19 protein-coding genes are annotated in these 18,045 nt (G+C 56.9%); 6 read left to right on the top strand and 13 right to left on the bottom strand.

All coding sequences use genetic code 11. The annotated features are described in order from the left end of the window. The first annotated feature begins 58 nt into the window (after nucleotides 1-58). On the top strand, nucleotides 59-943 hold the full coding sequence (locus ADG881_RS00700; RefSeq protein ID WP_007148592.1) for an oxygenase MpaB family protein: 885 nt from the start codon (nucleotides 59-61) through the stop codon (nucleotides 941-943). Nucleotides 944-1,006: 63 nt separating this feature from the next. Here the strand turns inward: ADG881_RS00700 and ADG881_RS00695 are convergent, their stop codons facing one another. After that, the gene (locus tag ADG881_RS00695; RefSeq protein WP_007148425.1) at nucleotides 1,007-1,732 is read right to left on the bottom strand and encodes a pseudouridine synthase; all 726 of its coding nucleotides are present in this window, start codon (nucleotides 1,730-1,732) and stop codon (nucleotides 1,007-1,009) included. Between the two features lie 201 nt (nucleotides 1,733-1,933). Here ADG881_RS00695 and ADG881_RS00690 point away from each other — a divergent pair, with 201 nt between their 5' ends. The 3 genes from ADG881_RS00690 to ADG881_RS17650 are packed head-to-tail and all read left to right on the top strand — an operon-like array spanning nucleotide 1,934 to nucleotide 5,389. Next, nucleotides 1,934-4,081 (top strand): TonB-dependent siderophore receptor, encoded by a 2,148-nt coding sequence (locus ADG881_RS00690; protein WP_007148695.1) that lies wholly within the window; start codon nucleotides 1,934-1,936, stop codon nucleotides 4,079-4,081. A 40-nt stretch (nucleotides 4,082-4,121) separates the two neighbouring features. Beyond that, nucleotides 4,122-5,231 (top strand): PepSY domain-containing protein, encoded by a 1,110-nt coding sequence (locus ADG881_RS00685; RefSeq protein ID WP_039925866.1) that lies wholly within the window; start codon nucleotides 4,122-4,124, stop codon nucleotides 5,229-5,231. Then, a complete protein-coding gene (locus tag ADG881_RS17650; protein WP_198005050.1) occupies nucleotides 5,231-5,389 on the top strand; it encodes a hypothetical protein in 159 nt (52 codons plus the stop codon). Before ADG881_RS00685 ends, ADG881_RS17650 begins: the two co-directional genes overlap by 1 nt. A gap of 215 nt (nucleotides 5,390-5,604) precedes the next feature. Here ADG881_RS17650 and ADG881_RS00680 read toward each other — a convergent pair whose 3' ends face one another. From ADG881_RS00680 to ADG881_RS00625, 12 genes are all read right to left on the bottom strand, one after another. Continuing rightward, nucleotides 5,605-7,068: a hypothetical protein gene (locus ADG881_RS00680; protein ID WP_007149810.1), complete on the bottom strand. Its 1,464-nt coding sequence runs from the start codon at nucleotides 7,066-7,068 to the stop codon at nucleotides 5,605-5,607. 371 nt (nucleotides 7,069-7,439) lie between these two features. Continuing rightward, nucleotides 7,440-8,528, bottom strand: a complete 1,089-nt coding sequence (locus tag ADG881_RS00675; RefSeq protein ID WP_007150379.1) for a DUF1214 domain-containing protein — start codon at nucleotides 8,526-8,528, stop codon at nucleotides 7,440-7,442. A 127-nt stretch (nucleotides 8,529-8,655) separates the two neighbouring features. Then, entirely contained in the window at nucleotides 8,656-9,066 is a 411-nt protein-coding gene (locus ADG881_RS00670) for a GFA family protein (protein ID WP_007151191.1), read from the bottom strand. A gap of 15 nt (nucleotides 9,067-9,081) precedes the next feature. After that, on the bottom strand, nucleotides 9,082-9,693 hold the full coding sequence (locus ADG881_RS00665) for a DUF1287 domain-containing protein (RefSeq protein WP_039925864.1): 612 nt from the start codon (nucleotides 9,691-9,693) through the stop codon (nucleotides 9,082-9,084). A gap of 51 nt (nucleotides 9,694-9,744) precedes the next feature. Then, nucleotides 9,745-10,356, bottom strand: coding sequence for a hypothetical protein (locus ADG881_RS17170; protein ID WP_007150580.1), 612 nt, complete (start codon nucleotides 10,354-10,356; stop codon nucleotides 9,745-9,747). Nucleotides 10,357-10,469: 113 nt separating this feature from the next. Then, entirely contained in the window at nucleotides 10,470-11,084 is a 615-nt protein-coding gene (locus ADG881_RS00655; protein WP_007148514.1) for a trans-aconitate 2-methyltransferase, read from the bottom strand. Nucleotides 11,085-11,090: 6 nt separating this feature from the next. After that, nucleotides 11,091-11,489 carry a hypothetical protein gene (locus ADG881_RS00650; RefSeq protein WP_007149548.1) on the bottom strand — a complete coding sequence of 133 codons (399 nt, stop codon included), beginning with the start codon at nucleotides 11,487-11,489 and terminating at the stop codon, nucleotides 11,091-11,093. 204 nt (nucleotides 11,490-11,693) lie between these two features. Then, the gene (locus ADG881_RS00645; protein WP_039925862.1) at nucleotides 11,694-12,440 is read right to left on the bottom strand and encodes an endonuclease NucS domain-containing protein; all 747 of its coding nucleotides are present in this window, start codon (nucleotides 12,438-12,440) and stop codon (nucleotides 11,694-11,696) included. A gap of 63 nt (nucleotides 12,441-12,503) precedes the next feature. Next, nucleotides 12,504-13,001, bottom strand: a complete 498-nt coding sequence (locus ADG881_RS00640) for a hypothetical protein (protein ID WP_039925860.1) — start codon at nucleotides 12,999-13,001, stop codon at nucleotides 12,504-12,506. Nucleotides 13,002-13,101: 100 nt separating this feature from the next. Continuing rightward, nucleotides 13,102-13,533: a DUF2513 domain-containing protein gene (locus ADG881_RS00635; protein WP_039925858.1), complete on the bottom strand. Its 432-nt coding sequence runs from the start codon at nucleotides 13,531-13,533 to the stop codon at nucleotides 13,102-13,104. Between the two features lie 303 nt (nucleotides 13,534-13,836). Next, on the bottom strand, nucleotides 13,837-15,369 hold the full coding sequence (locus tag ADG881_RS00630) for a bifunctional GNAT family N-acetyltransferase/carbon-nitrogen hydrolase family protein (protein WP_007149923.1): 1,533 nt from the start codon (nucleotides 15,367-15,369) through the stop codon (nucleotides 13,837-13,839). Between the two features lie 153 nt (nucleotides 15,370-15,522). After that, nucleotides 15,523-15,897, bottom strand: a complete 375-nt coding sequence (locus ADG881_RS00625; RefSeq protein ID WP_007150715.1) for a hypothetical protein — start codon at nucleotides 15,895-15,897, stop codon at nucleotides 15,523-15,525. A 34-nt stretch (nucleotides 15,898-15,931) separates the two neighbouring features. Here ADG881_RS00625 and cobB point away from each other — a divergent pair, with 34 nt between their 5' ends. Continuing rightward, nucleotides 15,932-16,648 (top strand): Sir2 family NAD+-dependent deacetylase, encoded by a 717-nt coding sequence (cobB, locus tag ADG881_RS00620; RefSeq protein WP_007149623.1) that lies wholly within the window; start codon nucleotides 15,932-15,934, stop codon nucleotides 16,646-16,648. A gap of 309 nt (nucleotides 16,649-16,957) precedes the next feature. Then, nucleotides 16,958-18,031 carry a 3-deoxy-7-phosphoheptulonate synthase gene (locus tag ADG881_RS00615; RefSeq protein WP_007151566.1) on the top strand — a complete coding sequence of 358 codons (1,074 nt, stop codon included), beginning with the start codon at nucleotides 16,958-16,960 and terminating at the stop codon, nucleotides 18,029-18,031. The last annotated feature ends 14 nt before the right edge of the window (nucleotides 18,032-18,045 follow it).

The following is an 18,045-nucleotide window of genomic DNA, read 5'->3' as shown; positions in this document are numbered from 1 at the left end:
CATAAATTGAAACGAGCGTATGACCGGCTTAGCCGCCGGCTTTCGAGGATGAACAACAATGACCGCACAAGCCTCTGCTTTCGACAAAAAAAACCGGCTTGAGAACCAATGGCCGGCCCCCCTCAGCGCCAAAGAGCTGGACCGCACATTCCCCGGCATTCTGGACAGCACCGTCATGTTGTCTGCCGGCGCCAATATCATCATGCAACTGGCCCTCCCCGCCGTCGGTTATGGCGTTGCCGAGAGCCGGGTGAAAAGTGGCTCCGTTTTGCACCGCCCGTTCAAACGCACCCGCACCACCTTTACCTATCTGGCCGTGGCCATGATGGGTACCAACGAGGAAAAACTGGCCTATCGCAAGGCCGTCAACGGGGCGCACAGGCAGGTCTATTCCACCGACAGCTCGCCGGTGGAGTACAACGCTTTCGATCCCGAATTGCAGATGTGGGTGGCCGCCTGCCTGTATTGGGGCTTTGTGGATACCTACCAGAAAGTTAACCGGCCGCTGAGCCACGCGGAGCAGGAAGCGTTCTACCGGTTATCTCACCCGCTCGGCACCACCTTGCAGGTGCGCCAGGACATGTGGCCAAAGGATCTGGACGGCTTTGAGGCGTACTGGCAAAACGGCCTGAAGCACCTGAGCATTGATGAGCGTGTGCGGGAGTTTCTGATGATCATCGCCGACCTGAAGTTTCTCAGCCCGGTCAGCCAGTTCCTGTTCGGCCGCTTCAACCGGTTCATCACCACCGGCTTTCTTCCTCAAGAACTCCGCGATCAGATGCAGCTGGAATGGAACGACGACAAGCAGCGCAAATTTGAACGCTTTGTGCGGATGGCTGGTCGTATCAGCCGTCTCTTTCCTCGCCCTATTCGCCAGGCCGCTTATCTGCTGCCGCTCTGGGACTTCCGTCGCCGGCTGAAAAAAGGCAAACCGCTGATTTAAGGTCATCGCGGACGCGCGTAAACCTGTCGCACTGTGCCGGAGGCTGGCGCCGGCGGCCTGACGCTAACCCCGGGAGGACAATCCCGCGATACCGGCCACCTCCCCAGGCATCAGGTCACGGCTCTCCCCCGGGGCCAGGCTTTCATCCAGAACCAGATGACCAATAGCCAGACGGTGCAACGTCAGCACCTTGTTATCGAAACGTCCGAACATTCTCTTGATCTGGTGATAGCGGCCTTCGCACAGCCAGACATCCGCCTCGTAAGCACTGCGAATCTTGATCTCTGCCGGGCGTGTCTTGATGCCCTCGAATGCGAACCACATGCCTTCGGAAAATGCGGCCACATACGCCTCCGTCAAAGGCTGCTCCACCGTCACCCGATAGTGCTTGCGAACCTGGCTCTGCGGCTGGCTCAGCTGCCGGGACCAAGCGCCATCATTGGTCAGCAACACCAGTCCGGTACTGTTGAAATCCAACCTGCCGGCCAGATGCAAACCCTGGCGCTGTGACGCAGGCAACAAATCCATCACGGTGGTGTGCTGATCGTCACTGGTGGCACTGACCACGCCGGCGGGCTTATTCACCATCAAGTAACGCGGCGCTTCACTTTGCAGTGGTTGACCGTCCAGCTCTACCCGATCAAACGGGCCGATTCGCTGCTGGCGATCCCGTACCGGCACGCCATTTACCCGCACCCGCCCCGCAGCCAGCACTGGTCGCAGCCCGCTGCGGCTGACTTGCAGAACCTGGCTGAGAAAACGATCGAGACGGTGGTAGCGGCTTGGCATCGGCACAGTTTACCTGCCGGCCATTCAAACCGTGATAGCTAAATGCTATTTAGCCATTAGAAAAAGACTATTATGAAAAGAGAATACAAACAGTTCCCATTAGCAGTCATAATTTTACCAAGAGCTCCCAGGATAACGCTTTGCTCCACTGCCGCTGGGCCGTTATCCAAATGCTCCCTCCGCTGTCACTACAGGATTGCCATGTCGACCTTTCCCTATCGCCTGACCGCACTGACACTCGCCTGTTTCACCGCCTCCTTTGCCCATGCAGACGAGGAACAGAGCCATGTTCTTGAAACCGTAAAAGTACAAAGCAGTGCCGACGCCTCCAAGGAAGGTCTTAGTGAAGCGTACGCCGGTGGCCAGGTGGCCGAAGGCGGTTCTCTGGGGATCCTTGGCAAGCAGGATAGTCTGGAAACCCCTTACAATTTCACCAACTACACAGAACTGCTGATCGAAGACCAGCAAGCGGAGAGTGTCGGTGATGTGCTGCTGAATGATCCGGCAGTGCGTGTTGCCCGCGGCTTCGGCAACTTCCAGCAAGTCTATCTGGTGCGCGGCCTGCCGGTGTACTCCGACGACATGAGCTACAACGGCCTGTATGGGCTGCTCCCTCGCCAATACCTGTCTTCGGAGTTCATTCAGCGCGTCCAGGTATTCCGCGGTGCCAATGCGTTCCTGAACGGCGCCGCGCCCGGTGGCAGCGGACTGGGCGGCGCAATCAACGTACTGCCCAAGCGCGCCCCCAACTACGCGGTGAACCAGTTTACCCTCGGCGTGGAGAGCGGCGGCCAGGGTTACGGTGCTGTGGACCTGGCGCGCCGTAGTGACGACGGCCGTGCCGGCATCCGTATCAACGCCGCCCGCCGCGATGGCGACACCGCTGTGGATGGTGAGAACCAGAAAATATCCATGTCACATATCGGTGTGGATTTCCGCGAAGAGAATCTGCGTCTCTCCGCCGACCTGGGCTTTCAGAAATTCAGCATGGATGCATCCATGCCCAGCATCACCTTTGCCTCCGGCGTGCCAATCCAGAAAACCCCGGATGCCGACAAGAGCATCGCCCAACCCTGGACTTACTCCAACTCTGAAGACCTGTTTGGCACCCTGCGCGCCGAGTATGACTTTGCGGATAACGTCACCGCCTGGCTCGCTGCCGGGGCCCGCCAGGGCGACGAAGATGCCATCTTCGCCAACCCCACTGTTAACAATACCGCTGGCGATTACACCGCGAGCCGTTTCGAGAATGTCCGGGAAGATACCGTCATCACTGGCGAAGCCGGGGTTCGCTGGGAACTGGCAACCGGCGAGGTAGGCCACACCCTGAGCCTGTCCACTGCCAGCTATGAACTGGACTCCAAGAACGCCTTTATTTTTGGGGGAGGCATCACCGGCAATATCTATAACCCCCAGACGGCTCCCATGCCGGCGTTGGGTTTCGCCGGTGGCGATCTCAACGATCCCAAAACCACCATCAAAACCCAGATGCGCAGCGTCGCACTGGCTGACCAGCTTGCCATGCTGGACGATAAACTACTGGTGACGCTCGGTGCCCGCTACCAGGAAATCGAAGACACCAGCTACGACTACAACACCGGTGATCGAGGCAACAAGTACGAAGACAACGATGTGACCCCGTCCGTTGGCGTACTGTACCGCCTCACCGATTCCGTCTCCCTCTACACCAATTACATCGAAGGCCTGGTGGCTGGCGGTAACGCTCCCGCCAACAACAACAGCCAGCCGGTGGCTAACGCCGGGGAAACCATTGCCCCCTTCACCACCGAACAGACCGAACTGGGTATGAAGTTCGACGCCGGAAATCTGGGCGGCAGCGTTTCCCTGTTCCAGAGCAAGAAGCCCATCACCGGTTTCGACGGCAACAACAAGTTTGAAATCGTAGACGACCAGACAAACAACGGCCTGGAACTGATGGCCTACGGCAAGCCACTGGACAGCCTGACGGTGCTCGGCGGTGTCAGCCTGCTGGATACCGACGTGGATGGTGAAGACGCCATTGGCTCCCCGGACACCCAGGCCAACCTGAATGTGGACTGGGCTGTCCCCGGCACGGAAGGCCTGTCCCTGGACGGCCGCGTGATTTACACCAGTTCCCAATATACCAACGCCGCCAACACCCAGAAAATACCGGACTGGACCCGCCTGGATCTCGGTGCCCGCTATCTGATCCCGGTCGGAGACGCTAAGATGCTGACCCTGCGCGCCCGGGTAGAGAATGTGGCAGATGCGGACTACTGGGCTTCCGCCGGCGGCTTCCCCGGCTCCAGCTACCTGACCGTAGGCGCTCCGCGTACCGTTATGCTATCCGGCACCTACGAATTCTGATCCCAGGGAAACGCCCCGGCCTGTGCCGGGGCAATCTTTTATGAAACAAAGCACGTTCCGAATCTGGTCTTCTCTGCACACCTGGACCAGCCTGATCAGCACCGCCTTCCTGTTAATGCTTTGCATCACCGGACTGCCGCTGATCTTTCATGATGAACTCGACAGCGTTCTCCACAGTGACCACTGGCAACCCGCCAACCCTGACGGTGCGCTGCTGAGTCTGGACGATATTCTCGAGCAGGCGGCGCAGCACCGCTCTGGTGAAGTCCCGCTGTACATGAGCTTCGATATCGACCGCCCGGTTATCAACGTCACCAGTGGTCCCGCGCCGGATTCCCCCGGACGCGACATGACCATGGCATCTTTCGATCGAACCAGCGGCGAGCCGGTACCCGGTCACGATGGCTTCGACATCATGGAATTCCTGCTGCAACTGCACACCGACATGTTCCTGGGCTTACCCGGCATGCTGTTCCTGGGCGCCATGGGCCTGCTGCTGATCATCGCCATTGTGTCCGGCGTTGTGCTCTACGCGCCCTTCATGCGCAAACTGGAATTCGGCGCCTTGCGCACCCAGCGCGCCAAACGCATCAAGTGGCTGGACTATCACAACCTGCTGGGCATCGTGACCGTCGCCTGGCTCACCGTGGTGGGCCTCACCGGCGTGGTGAACAGCCTTGCGGACCCTATCACCACTACCTGGCGAACCCAGGCACTGGCCGACCTGACTGCCGGCTACCAGGGTGACACCGTTCCCACCCCGGCTGAGATGGCCTCGCTGGATGATGCCGTCAAGCAGGCAGTGGAAGCAGCGCCGGACATGACCCTGCAATTCGTGGCCTTCCCCGGTGGTTCCTGGTCCACCAACTATCACTACGCCATTTTCCTGCACGGCAACACGCCGCTGACTTCGCACATCACCACCCCGGTGCTGATTGATGCGCGCACCGGCGAGTTTGCCGGCAAGCGGGAGATGCCCTGGTACAACAAGGCACTCGCCCTTTCCGGGCCACTACACTTTGGAGATTACGGCGGATTACCGCTGAAGATTCTCTGGTTTGTGCTGGACCTGTTTACCATTGTGGTGCTGGTGACCGGCCTGTACCTGTGGTGGGTGCGGCGGCGTAGCAGCAACGCTGGATGTGCATGATGAGCCGAACCTTTGCCCTTCCGCTGTTCATTGGTATCACCAGTATCGTGGGGCTTCTGGCCGCCCTGCTCGGCGATGGCATCTACGACGGAGTATCCTGGTTGGGCCTGGGCATCCCGGTGGCCGCCGTGATTTACGCCTACGCCAAACGACACTGACCCCCGCCACAGCAGACGACTGTAGGAGCGCCACTTGAGGGGCGAACAGCGACGGGGAGATCGAAACTCGTCTCACCACAGAGCAGAAACCACAAAGACAATTAATGGTTCTACCCTGTGATCTCCATTCCCTCTATGAGAATTGGCATTGGCAGATGTCTTTTCAGGTTTGGATTTCGCCCCTCAAGTGAGGCTCCTACAGGGAAGAAAAGCCATTAGAAGCGCACGGTAACGGCCGAAATAAACGCATCGCGAGTACCGATAAATCCATCGTATTCCAGCATCACCGATAGCCGCGGCGTTACGTCCCAGTTGGCTCCCGCCACCAGATTCCAGCGATCCGAATTGCTCTGATCCACCTTGTAATCCAGCACTTGATCGGTACCCGGAATCGCCAGGCTACCGGCTGCCACCGTCCGCACATCCAGATAGTTCCCCCCGGCAAACACCGTCAACCGCCCTGCCCGGTTTAATGCAAAGCCGCGACCCACTCGCGGGCTGACGGTGAAGGCGCGCCCCTCCAGCGTTGTCTTGTCGGAATCGGTCCAGGTGACGTTAAACGGCACCAATAAAAACCAGTCCCGCCACCCGGAGGCCACCACGCCCCCGGCGCCGTAATTCATCGGGCTAAGGTCCACATCAATGGGGAAACGCACCTGCTTGCCTTCAAACAGATAGCACACCGGCGGCCTGATGGCGCCGGTGCAATCCTTGCCGGTCTGAGCCAGCAGAGTATCGCCATCCAGTTGAATATCCAGATCCAGATCCCCGTTTACCTGCCCGAAGGTGCCATACAGATTCAGGAACGGCAGCACCCAGGCGTCCACCTTGATCTGCTCGGTAATCAAGTCACTGTCGGCACCAAAGGACACGAACTGGAACGGCCGGGTGCCATTGTCATTAAAGCCCACTTCCAGGTTTTCAATCCGCATATCCTGGCGTACATCTGCCCGCAGCACGCCAATCCCGAAAGGCATAGGCAAATCATAGCCACGGGCCACCGCCTGCTTGCCCAGAAATGGCAACGGGTGGTTCCAGTAACGGGGAACATCGTCGCCGCTACTGTCGAGCGCTGAGCGACGGTTGGGATAGTTATACTGGGACAGACCGGTGTTGGTCAGACGATGGTTCACCCGCACCTGACTGATATCCATGCTGGCCCCGGCTGACACTCCGGATTCGCTGGCAGTGAACAGCTCAATACCTGCATTGGCAGAGCCCAACTGCTCATCACTGTTGCCCACATTGGAACTTGCATTGGAGCGTAACAGCCACTTGCCCCGTGTGATCTGGTCGATCACAGCCGGGTCGCTAATCACCGCCACAAAGCGCTCCGCCCGCGCACCAATCCCCAGCCCCATGCGAACGGAATGAATATCCAGGTAGGTATGGGTGTTATCGCGCTGGTCGTGTAATACCGCCACCGACGTGCCACCCCCCAGGGGACCCAGAAGCAAAACATCGGTGGTGCCGACAATGTAACCCGGGGCAGCATCCAGTTTTTGTTGCAGCTCCGGCATCTCGGCAGAGAACTGTTGCAGCGCCTTGTCGGTTTTCCAGTCAACCTGTTCGCGCACGGCATCCACATCAGCCACCGGCGTCCCCACACAGCCGCACAGCAATCCCATCACCCCAATTAACAGGAATACCTGTTTCACCAGAACAAACCACTGCCCCATTGACCGCTTCCCTTGTGAAGGACTTTTCTAACGCACCCTTGTGGCGTAATCGCGTTTACCGCAGTTTCATACCACGCCCACTGGATGGTGGACGGTTTCAGCGCCACTGTCACGTCGCAGACACAATGCGACGGGCTAGTACGGTGCAGTTGCTGCTGAACTGCGTAAACGCCGGGCCGCTTGCAGCACACTTCGCAGTGAAAGCCACCAAGGCAAAAGTGTTTGGGGGTGGAAATGACGCTGAGGACACCATACAGGCAATCGGCGAATGAGGGACCGGGGTTGGCGGCAGGCTCTCCCTTCCATGAATTCATGGCGCATCTGCCGCAAGACTTTCGGGCAGCGCGCCCGAAAGTCTCACAGGAAGGCAATCAGGGCTGAGTCGGTTCCGGCAAAGTGTATTCTCCCGAAATGACGGACTCCGCCGGCAGGTACACACGAAAATTGATCCAGAACGTTTCCGTTGGAACGATCAACTCATTGTCATGGCTGCCGTATTCCGACTCCGGCACGTAGTACAGATCAAAGCTCTTGCCATCCTCGTTGAGGGTAATTTCCTTGTTGCTAATGGTAGACCCCTTGTCCGTGTGCAAGTACTGGTCATCGCCATAAATTGTGATGGAATAAAACCCCAGGTCCGGGTCTGCCATACCAGGCACCGGATAGGTCGCTTTTAGTGTCTTGCCCTGCCCAGCCTGATAGGACGCCGTAAGGTAAACGGCTTCCTTGTCTGGCAGCAGCCCGGTGGCAATGGAAATGCCGCGATTTCTGTCTTCCTGGGACACCGGGTGTTCAAGCGTGCCCATCGTACCCATCACCCCTTCTTTCCCGGCAATGGCCACATACTTGGCATGCACTTTATTGAAATCATCCATGTTCCAGTTAGTGACTTTGAAAGGTTTGGGCTCATAGCCGTTGAGAAACTCGATTTTCAACTGATCCTGATAGCCATTGACCTTCTTCACATCACCCGGGCTGGAAGCGTCGACCTGGGTGCGGACATTGGCAACAAAAAAATCGCTGGTCTTGTCCGCCGGAATGACATACCGACCGGGACCATAGAAGGTTTTATAGGTCACATGATCATGGTTCCAGACATGCAGCGACTGATAGCGGCCATCTGTCTCCGGCAGGGTAATTGCCACGTCACCGCCACCATCGAGAATGGAGAAGGAATACAGGGTATCGCGGTTCATCATCGGCGCGGGCTGCTTGTCCAGCTCCATGATGGTGCGATGGTGATGCCATTGGGTGTTGCTCGCTCCCTGCGCAAATTCCTTCTGCATGGCCAAGTCGGACATGGCCGTGGAATAATTCGCATCAGTCACCGCGACAGTATCCGCCACGGCTTTTTTCTCAACGCCAGCGCTTTTATCCACCGGCTCTTGTGCTTTCCCGGGCTCTTCCGAGCAAGCCCCGAGCATTATCGCCAAACCGACTATGATCCATTGTTTCATCATTATCAATGTCCTTATCGCTGAAGATGTAGGCAGATCCTAGCACAGCGTTTCACCGTAACCCGCAAGCCAGTACACGCTGCCGCTCCCCTGGAATGTTGACCATATCTCAGCCCCGGGAGGACCACAATCAGGGTTGCTTATCGAAGGTTTTCACCCCTTCCGGAATCTTGAACCAATCCTGTTTTTCGCTGATCCAGATATGTGCCTGCGGCTCAAGAATGCTGGTATCCGCCAGATTGGCTGGTTTGAGTTTGATACTGCCTGGCTCATCCGGGTTAACGTGGTAAATGCGATTGCCGCAGGTGGGACAGAACATTGCCGCACTGGTATTGCCACTGTCCGCAGTACGCAGCCATTCGCGCATTTCACCGTGAAACACAATGTCTTGGGCGCGCACAACCGCGGTAAGGCTGAATGCGCTGGTGGACAGCTTCTGGCACGCCTTGCAGTGGCAGGCCAGTACTTTCTGGGGTTCAGCCAATAACTGGTAGGTCACCGCACCGCACTGGCAAGCACCGTCGATTGGATAGGTCGCCATCTCTCCCTCCTTCGCTTATTCAGAATGATCGCCCGCAGGCTCATACCGATAATGCCCGGTGATGCGGTAGTCGAACAACATGTCTTCCAGGCGAGGCCCCGCACCAATGTTATGCACGACCTTCGGAGTGCCCGTGTTCGCCGCCAGCTTGTCGGTAACAATGCCAATATGAGGCAGATTCCCGGGTAACATCCAGGTCACCAAATCTCCGGGCTTATAATCCGACGGAGTCTGGCTTATCGGCAATGACTTGCCATGGCGAGCAAAGAAAGCCTGCAAGTTCGGCACGCGGCGGTGATCGATATTGCGATCGGTGGAACTTAGCCCCCAGATCCGTTTGGACGGATAAGCCGCGAAGTTGGCTGCCATATCCTCATGAACCAAAACCTGAAGATCCACGCCCAGAGTACGGTAAGCGCGAATCACCACATCGGTGCAGACACCGATATTCGCCGGCACATCACCATTGGGGTAATCCAACCGATAGTAGGCGCCGTTGTAGCTAACCTGATGCTGCGTGCGCTCAAGCGCCGCCGACACCAGATCCTGTTGAAAAGCGTTTGCTTGCACAACGCCTGACAACAGCCCCAAAAGTAACGCTAACCCGCATCCCAGGCGTTGTGACATACCCCTACCCCGCTCGCTTTCCAATCATTCAGATCCATTATCCGACCGCCATCAGGGAAGTCTGTTCCGGTAAGCCCGCAGGATGTCGTCCACCCGCTCTGCATGATCCATATCAACACGGAGGAAAAACGGAACAACCCAATCGCAACCGGCAAGCTGACAATGCCGCTTCCAGTCACCAAACGTATCGATACTGTCCAGCGTCAGAGCCACCGAACCGCCCCGCTCGGCAAACCCTCCACCAATGCTTTCTCCCAACACCAACCATTTGTCATCGCAGAAGGGCCGTATGGAAACGGTATACACATGATGCCGCTGATCCTGCTCAGTGGGTGCACGGTTCTCCATGCCCAGGGTCAAGGTCGCCGTCTTCAAATCCGCAAAATCCACTGTTTCAGACCACTCCAGCAGTGCCGGCACGTCCAGCGACGCTTCCTGCTCCCACACATTTTGGCCATCCCACATCTGGGTTTTATCCAGGGCCGTCCAGCTCATCGCCCCGGGGGTGACGTCACAGGCTCGCAGCTTGAGAGGAAACGCCAGAAACCACAGCGGTGTATCCGCGACCCGGGCAGAGGGAAACTGGCGAAAACTGCCATCATCGAACTCGATGATCAGCTTGAACGACTCCAGTGGCACCACACGTTTGATCGACAGCGGCATTAACGTCTCCCGGCTTACTGGCGGGCCGCCAGCGTTACGATGTTAAGACAGTAGAATATGCTCATCGCATCCCCCCTGAGCGCCAGCAACCGGCACACTGCCGAAGGAGAAAATCAGTCAACAGATGCCTCAGGCTTTTGCACAATCATGTAGGTATGAAGCTCGGGATACTGGTCATACTCCAGATGCCGGCACACACCGCCAAGCCGGGATACCAGCGCCAGGAATCCGTTAACCCCCAGTGAGGAGTAATACATTTCCGGCCCCATGAAATCATCCCGGTGATCTCCCGGTTCATCGCTACCGCCAAACGAGAAGATCAACACCCCGCCCGCTTTCAGGCTGTTCACCAGCCGGGTGATAACATTTTCCTGTTCCAAGAGAGGCACATGCCAGATGCTGTCCCACGCCGTGATAAAAGCATAATCAGCAGGGCTGTCCCACTGGCAGATATCCTGATGATGGAACGTCACATCCGGGTGGCGATCGCGGGCCAGCCTCAGCATCTTCGCCGAAATATCCACGCCTTCCGGCGTAAAGCCTTGCTCCTGCAGCAAATCAATAAACCGGCCCGTACACCCACACCCCACATCCAGCGCCCGGCCCTTGCGGCGGACAAACTGCAGCGCCCGCTTGTGCGCCTCAACGCCATTCTGACGATTGAACTTCTCGCTTTCCCACAGGTGGGTCAGGGTGTCGTACTTCTTCCCGGTTTCAGTGGGGTCCATGGGCAATCAGCCCTTGGAACGCTGCGAAAGGAACACCCAGCCAAAGAACAGCATAAAGGCCAGATCGTTGAGCCCATAGATGCTGTAAAACACCCCGGCAAACAGATCCTGCTCATACACCGCGCCAAGGCTATGGTTCGCCATCCACAGCCCCCACGCCACCACGTACACCAGCTTCTCCACGGCAAACGCCGCCGCCAGCCAGCGGATATTGCCCTGGATAAACGCCGCCCCCAGATAGGCCAGCCCCCAGACCACAATCATCAGCAGCCCGAAGTTGGACATGACCACCGGATCGGCCTGGTTGATAGCGTCATTGGTGAAGGCACGGGAAAAAAGCAGGACACCGCCGATGTTCATCAAGGCGGCGGCGATAAAGCCGTTTCTAACCAGGTTGGCGTTCATTGTCTCTCCAGAGGGTTTGAGGATTATTTTGATTTCATTCAGCTTGTCAGGCGAACAACAAGATCGACATTTCTACACTGACCCGAGAGCCTGCTGTAGGAGCGCCTCTCGAGGCGCGAACAGCCTGACCACCAAGAGCCGATGGGCTCTTGGCAAGACCTTACTGTCTAGCTGCCAATGTCCATTGCAACGAAATGTTGAGCCTCATGACTTCAGCCCGGCAATTGGTTTAATCGACACTGCCAATTCGTATTCCGCCAATGCAACATCTGGCAAGCCCGCACAGGCGAGCCGAAGATCTTCACTAATGTTCTTTGCGACAATCACGCCTCTGACGCTCTGACCTTCGTCAGCTTGATTGATCTTGATCCAGTTCACGTAGCGAAGGAGCTGGCCGACTACCCGATCATAGCCCTTCGATACCTTGAGCTCGATCACGACGTAATTCCCAGATGAATCAACAGCTAGTAGATCGATGAAACGGCCGCCGACTGGAAATTCCACACCAGTGATACCTTCATCGGAGTACAGAGTAAGGCCTGGCTCAAGAAGTTGAAGATTCCTAGCAAGGAAATCTCGAAGGTCGTGCTCATAAGCAAACTGACCAGTTCCCTCTGAAGTGGCTTCAGCCGGCTCTTCACTGGCCGGGGTGGATTCTGAGATCGGCGTTGGGTCTCTTCCTAGTTCGTATAGGCGAAAAGTGCTGCTATCGATCTTGAAGAAATGATCATCCGACCCGTCTGGCCGAACGCTATATTGCAGCCTGGTCGGCACATTGGTCGAGAGACGGACTAAGTGTGCAGCGACAGTGCCCTGTTTAATCTTTGGATAATTTTCAGCGAACCATTGGACAGCTTGTTCCCGGGTGAAGGTATCACCTGGAGAAAGTTTAAGGGCGGGGATCATTTCCTGCATGAGAATTCGGACAGGCTTGTCGTACATTGCTGGCATTTAATGCTCTCCTTATGACGCCCAACGTCGCCATGCACGCACTAGTCGCGTGCATGGTCTTTGTTACATAGTTGCACCGAACAAGGCCGCATAGACTTCGTCGACACATTCAATTTTTCTAAATTTACCCTTTGGAAGGACTCTGATATTCGGCCTTTCAGCCTTAAACCCGTCCTGATCACCCTTGGTATGCTTTGCGACTTTGAGCCCGTCAAGGGCTGGAAGTCGTTCGCCTGGCTGTGCCCCAAAGAAGAGGAATGGACCAAGCTCTAAGGTATCTTCGTTAAAGTAAATCCAGAGAACACACCCAGATGGTTTATCAGAAAGTCTTGTATGGACTTTCTGATTAGCTGTTCTACCGCCAATGTATGAGGCTTTTAGTTGTATATGCCTTACTATTCCATTGTCTTCCGCTATTACATCGTATCCAGCATTATCGACTTCTGGGCTGGCCACCTCTAGCGTGCAATTAGAACTCTTCCAAGAGAGCTTTAGTAGCTCTCCAATAAACAGATGCTCTATGAGCTTTTCTCGAAATGATGAGTTCTCAGTGTGATTCACTTACTCTTTCCATGTAACGCCCGCAGCACGCGCGGCTTTGTAATAGAGGTGCAGCCGGAATGGAAAAGCCGTGGCTGTGTCTGCACTTGCTAGACACAGCTTACTCCAATAGCTGATCTAGCTTTTTCTTTAGGAAATGTTCTAGCAGCTTCTGGCTGCCGTCGAATAGGACTCTGAATGGAGCGTCTTTCAATTCCGACCGAAGCCTCACCAAAACCTCTTTGTTTTGCAATGCATTGGCGAAATCATGGCCCGACTGGGTAAGGCGTATTGGGGTCGATACAAGCGAAACCCCGCCTCCGGCCCCAATAGTAACACCCAGTGACTTGAGACCGTTTACCTGAAGATCTCGGTTACTGATCAAACCATTTTCAGCAGCCAACTGGAAATGGAAAAGAAACTTTTCATCCAGGCCATTTTCCCCGGCTATCTGTAAACCAGAGCGCTCAATTTCGGGGACAGAAATATGGGCGGCATCTGCCTCTAGGAAAACATCTAGCAGGCGAGCCATGTAGTCCAAATCAATACGCATTTCGTCCTCTATAGGTGCGGGCTAAGGTGTATTACAGCTATTAGGAAACCCGCTCGAATACCCAATAAACGCACCGATTTCATGCCACATTTATAAAATTTATATACCACCGATAAAAGCAGAAATCTCAATGGGTTACAACGAAGCCCTTTTCAGGCGGCTGTGATATGAGGAAGGCGTCGTTTTCTGATCCCGGTTTCTTCTGTCTGATAACGGTGCAGTTCGCGCCTCAAGTGGCGCTCCTACAGTTGATAACGGTGCGAAGGCAATCGGCAGGGCCGGGCGGCCCTGCCTTGGCAGGATTCAGTCTTTATTCTTCCAATCCAGACTATAAAGATCATCTCTCCGGTCGCGCAGGTTGGTCACCGACCCTTCCCGGTGTAGCAGCTTCAGTTTTTCCAGATCCACATCCGCAAACATCAGCATTTCGGTGTTGGGAACCGATTCACTGATGATGGCATCGTGGGGGAAGTAGAAGTCGCTGGGGGAAAATACCGAGGACTGGGCGTACTGGATGTCCACCGCATCCACCCGCGGCAGGTTGCCCACGGAGCCGGAGATGGCCACGTAACATTCGTTTTCGATGGCGCGGGCCTGGGCGCAGTGACGTACGCGCAGGTAGCCGTTCTTGGTGTCGGTCCAGAACGGCACGAACAGGATATCCATTTTCTCATCGGCGAGAATCCGGCCCAGTTCGGGGAATTCCACGTCGTAGCAGATCAGGATGCCCACCCGGCCCGCGTCGGTGTCGAATACCTGCAGCTTGTCACCACCCTGAATCACCCAGTCACGGCGTTCATGGGGGGTGATGTGGATCTTGTACTGGGATTCCACCGAGCCATCGCGGCGCATCAAGTAGGCCACGTTGTAGACCTTGTCATCTTCGATCACCGGCATGGAGCCGCCGACGATGTTGATGTTGTAGCTCACCGCCATGTCCGCCAGCGCATCGCGGACTTCTTCGGTGAAGCTGGCCAGGAAGCGCACCGCTTCCACGGAGTTCAATTCCGGGCGCAGGCCCATGAGCGGGGCGCTAAAGAATTCCGGCAACACGGCGAAGTCTGCCCGGTAATCGGACAACGCATCGATAAAGAATTCCACCTGATTGAGCAGGTCCTGCACGTCACGGGCGGCGCGCATGCGGCGCTGGACTACCCCCACACGCACTACAGTACGGCGCGGCCATTCGGCGTCGTCATCTTCCGGTTCGTAGAGGATGTTGTCCCATTCCAGCAGGGTGGCGTAGCCGTGGGAGTCTTCGTCTTCCGGCAAGTACGCTTTCATCAAACGCTTCACATCGAAGCCATTGGAAAGCTGGAACGACAGAATCGGGTCGTAAATGGCGCGGGATTCCACCTGTTCGATGTACTCGGTGACCTTCATCTGGTCAGCGTAGTTGGTGAACCCCGGCAGGCGCCCCCCGGCCAGAATGGCGCGCAGGTTTTCTTCCCGGCACAACTCCTTGCGAGCTTCGTAAAGACGACGCCCCAGACGGTAGCCGCGGTACTCCTTGTCCACAAACACGTCCAGGCCGTACAGGGCATCCCCCTTCTTGTCGTGGGAGCGCACCTTGTCATCAGTGATCAGGTCTTCGTAGCGGTGCGGGTTGGAGAAACGGTCGTATTTGACCTTGATGGTCAGCGCCGTGGCCACCAGCTCGCCATTGTCTTCGATCACCAGCTGCCCATCCTGAAAAATGCGGATCAGGGTCTTGATGGTGTCTTCCGGCCAGGCCCCACCGATATCGTGATAGACCTGATTCATAAGACGCGCCAACGCCGGGTAATCGTCTTCGGTGAGCGTACGCAAACGCAGGCGGGTTGTTTCTTCGGCCATAAAAAAACTCCGTTTTTCGCTGCACGCGTCACGCTCAACGCCACAACGCGATACAGGTCTATTCATCTCTTCAATGCCGCAGCCGCGCTTCAATGCTGCAGGTTACGACGGTTTTTGCTTTTCCGTGTTGCGTGCCGCGTGTTGCTTCTCTATTTAGGCATTCAGTGGCGGGAAGGTAATCAACCAGCTCATGTCCTGATTCTGCAACGCATGCATGCCACTGGGATAGAGCGCCACCCCATCGGGGCGAATAAAAAGCACGCCCCCTTCATTCAGGCCAACAAAGCCGGATTGATGCTCGCGGACAAAACCGCACACCTCGCTCCACTGCGGCTGCAATGAAGGTGGAATGGTTTCGTAGCCGATGACACCATTGGCCAGAGGGTCATCGATGGCGACCCGGTCGCGATACAGGCCCACCGCGTCTTCGCCGACCAGCAGCACCATGCCCTGATGAAAGTGGAGCAGGGTCACGTTACCGCGCGGTGGCAGGCTGAGGTTTTCCTGTAGGTCGATAATGGTGTCCATAGAATCTGAAACCTTACGTAATACGGGCGGATAAATGGCTGAAAACATTGTAATACTTACCGGCGCCGGAATCTCTGCGGAATCCGGGATCAAGACCTTCCGCGCCGCCGACGGGCTGTGGGAAAACCACCGGGTAGAAGATGTGGCCACCCCGGAAGCCTTCCTGCGCAATCCCCTGCTGGTGCAGAACTTCTACAACCAGCGCCGCCAACAGCTGCTCACACCGGCCATTCAGCCCAATGCGGCCCACCGGGCACTGGCCAAGTTAGAGAAAGCCTTCCCGGCGGGCAAGGTACTGCTGGTGACCCAGAACATCGACGACCTCCACGAACGGGCTGGCAGCCGCAATCTGATCCACATGCACGGCGAACTGCTCAAGGGCCGCTGCCAGACCAGCGGCGGCCTGGTGGACCTGGACCACGACCTGACCGTCAACCTGCCCTGCCCGCTCTGCGGCGGCAAAGGCTGCCTGCGCCCCCATGTGGTGTGGTTCGGGGAAATGCCCCTGCAGATGGAGACCATCTACCGCGCCTTGTCCCAGTGTGACCGCTTTATCAGCATCGGCACCAGCGGCAACGTGTACCCGGCCGCCGGCTTTGTGGAAGAGGCCAACCGCCATGGTGCGCACACCGTGGAACTGAATCTGGAGCCCTCCCAGCGGCTCACCGCCTTTGCCGAACACCAGCATGGGCTGGCCAGCGAACTGGTGCCGGCCTATGCGGAAGAGTTGATTGAAGGACTAAGCTGCTAGCTACGAGCTTCTAGCTGCGAGGAACACCCGTTTCTTAAATAACCTGTCAGGTATGCGGATTCGGTCGGAACGCGGGCACTGACTATTCGTACCCCAGGACCACCTCGCGCCTGGTAGCTAGCAGCTCGTAGCTAATAGCTGGCCTTTCCTTCATTGCCCCACCCTATGGCGCAGACAGGCCCCTTGATATTTCTATAACCGGCTGATTCCGCTAGACTGCTGGACCTCTACAAAGGGAGTGTCAGCCAGAGCCCGCCGCGCAAGAACGGGGCACGGGGCCTCCAGCAACTACAGGTAGCAAAGCACATCATGACCGACAAGCAGGTAGACGACCTTAACATTGCCTCGCAGGACGTACTGATTACGCCCAACGCGCTGAAGGAAAAATTGCCTCTCAGCGATAACGCCCGCCAGACTGTTATCAGCGGCCGCGAGACCATCCGTAATATTCTGGACCGCAAGGACCATCGCCTGTTCGTGGTGATTGGCCCCTGCTCTATCCACGATACGGACGCCGCCATGGAATACGCCGCCCGGCTGAAGAAGCTGGCCGACGAGGTGAGCGACACCATCTACCTGGTGCTGCGTGTCTACTTTGAGAAGCCGCGTACCACTGTGGGCTGGAAAGGGCTGATCAACGACCCTTACATGAACGATTCCTTCAAGGTGGAAGACGGCCTGCATATCGCCCGCAAGCTGCTGCTGGATGTGGCTGAACTGGGCCTGCCTGCCGCCACCGAGGCGCTGGACCCGACCACCCCGCAGTACCTGCAGGACTTGATCGCCTGGAACGCCATTGGCGCGCGCACCACCGAGAGCCAGACGCACCGGGAAATGTCTTCCGGCCTGTCCAGCCCGGTGGGTTTCAAGAACGGTACCGATGGCAGCCTGGATGTGGCCGTAAACGCCATGCTCAGCGTAAAGCACCCGCACCGTTTCCTGGGCATCGACCCGGAAGGCCGCGTGGCGCTGACCACCACCAAAGGCAACCAGTATGGTCATGTTGTGTTGCGTGGCGGTGGCGGCAAGCCGAACTACGATTCCGTATCCGTGGCGCTGGCTGAACAGGCACTGGAGAAAGCCGGTGTCTCCACCAACATCATGGTGGATTGCTCCCACGCCAACTCCAACAAGGACCCGGGCCTGCAACCGCTGGTGATGGAAAACATCGCCAACCAGATTCTGGAAGGCAACGACTCCATCCTCGGCCTGATGGTGGAATCGCACCTGAAATTCGGCAACCAGAAGATCCCGCCAAATCTGGACGACCTGGAATACGGCGTGTCCATCACCGACGGCTGTATCGCCTGGGACACCACCGAAGAAGCCATTCGCAGCATGGCCGACAAACTGCGCGAGGTGCTGCCGAAACGGCAGAAGTAATCGCCCCGTTGCTG

Source organism: Alcanivorax sp. DG881, from assembly GCF_000155615.1.
In the GTDB taxonomy this organism is placed as follows: domain Bacteria; phylum Pseudomonadota; class Gammaproteobacteria; order Pseudomonadales; family Alcanivoracaceae; genus Alcanivorax.
This window is presented reverse-complemented; position numbering and strand designations above follow the sequence as displayed.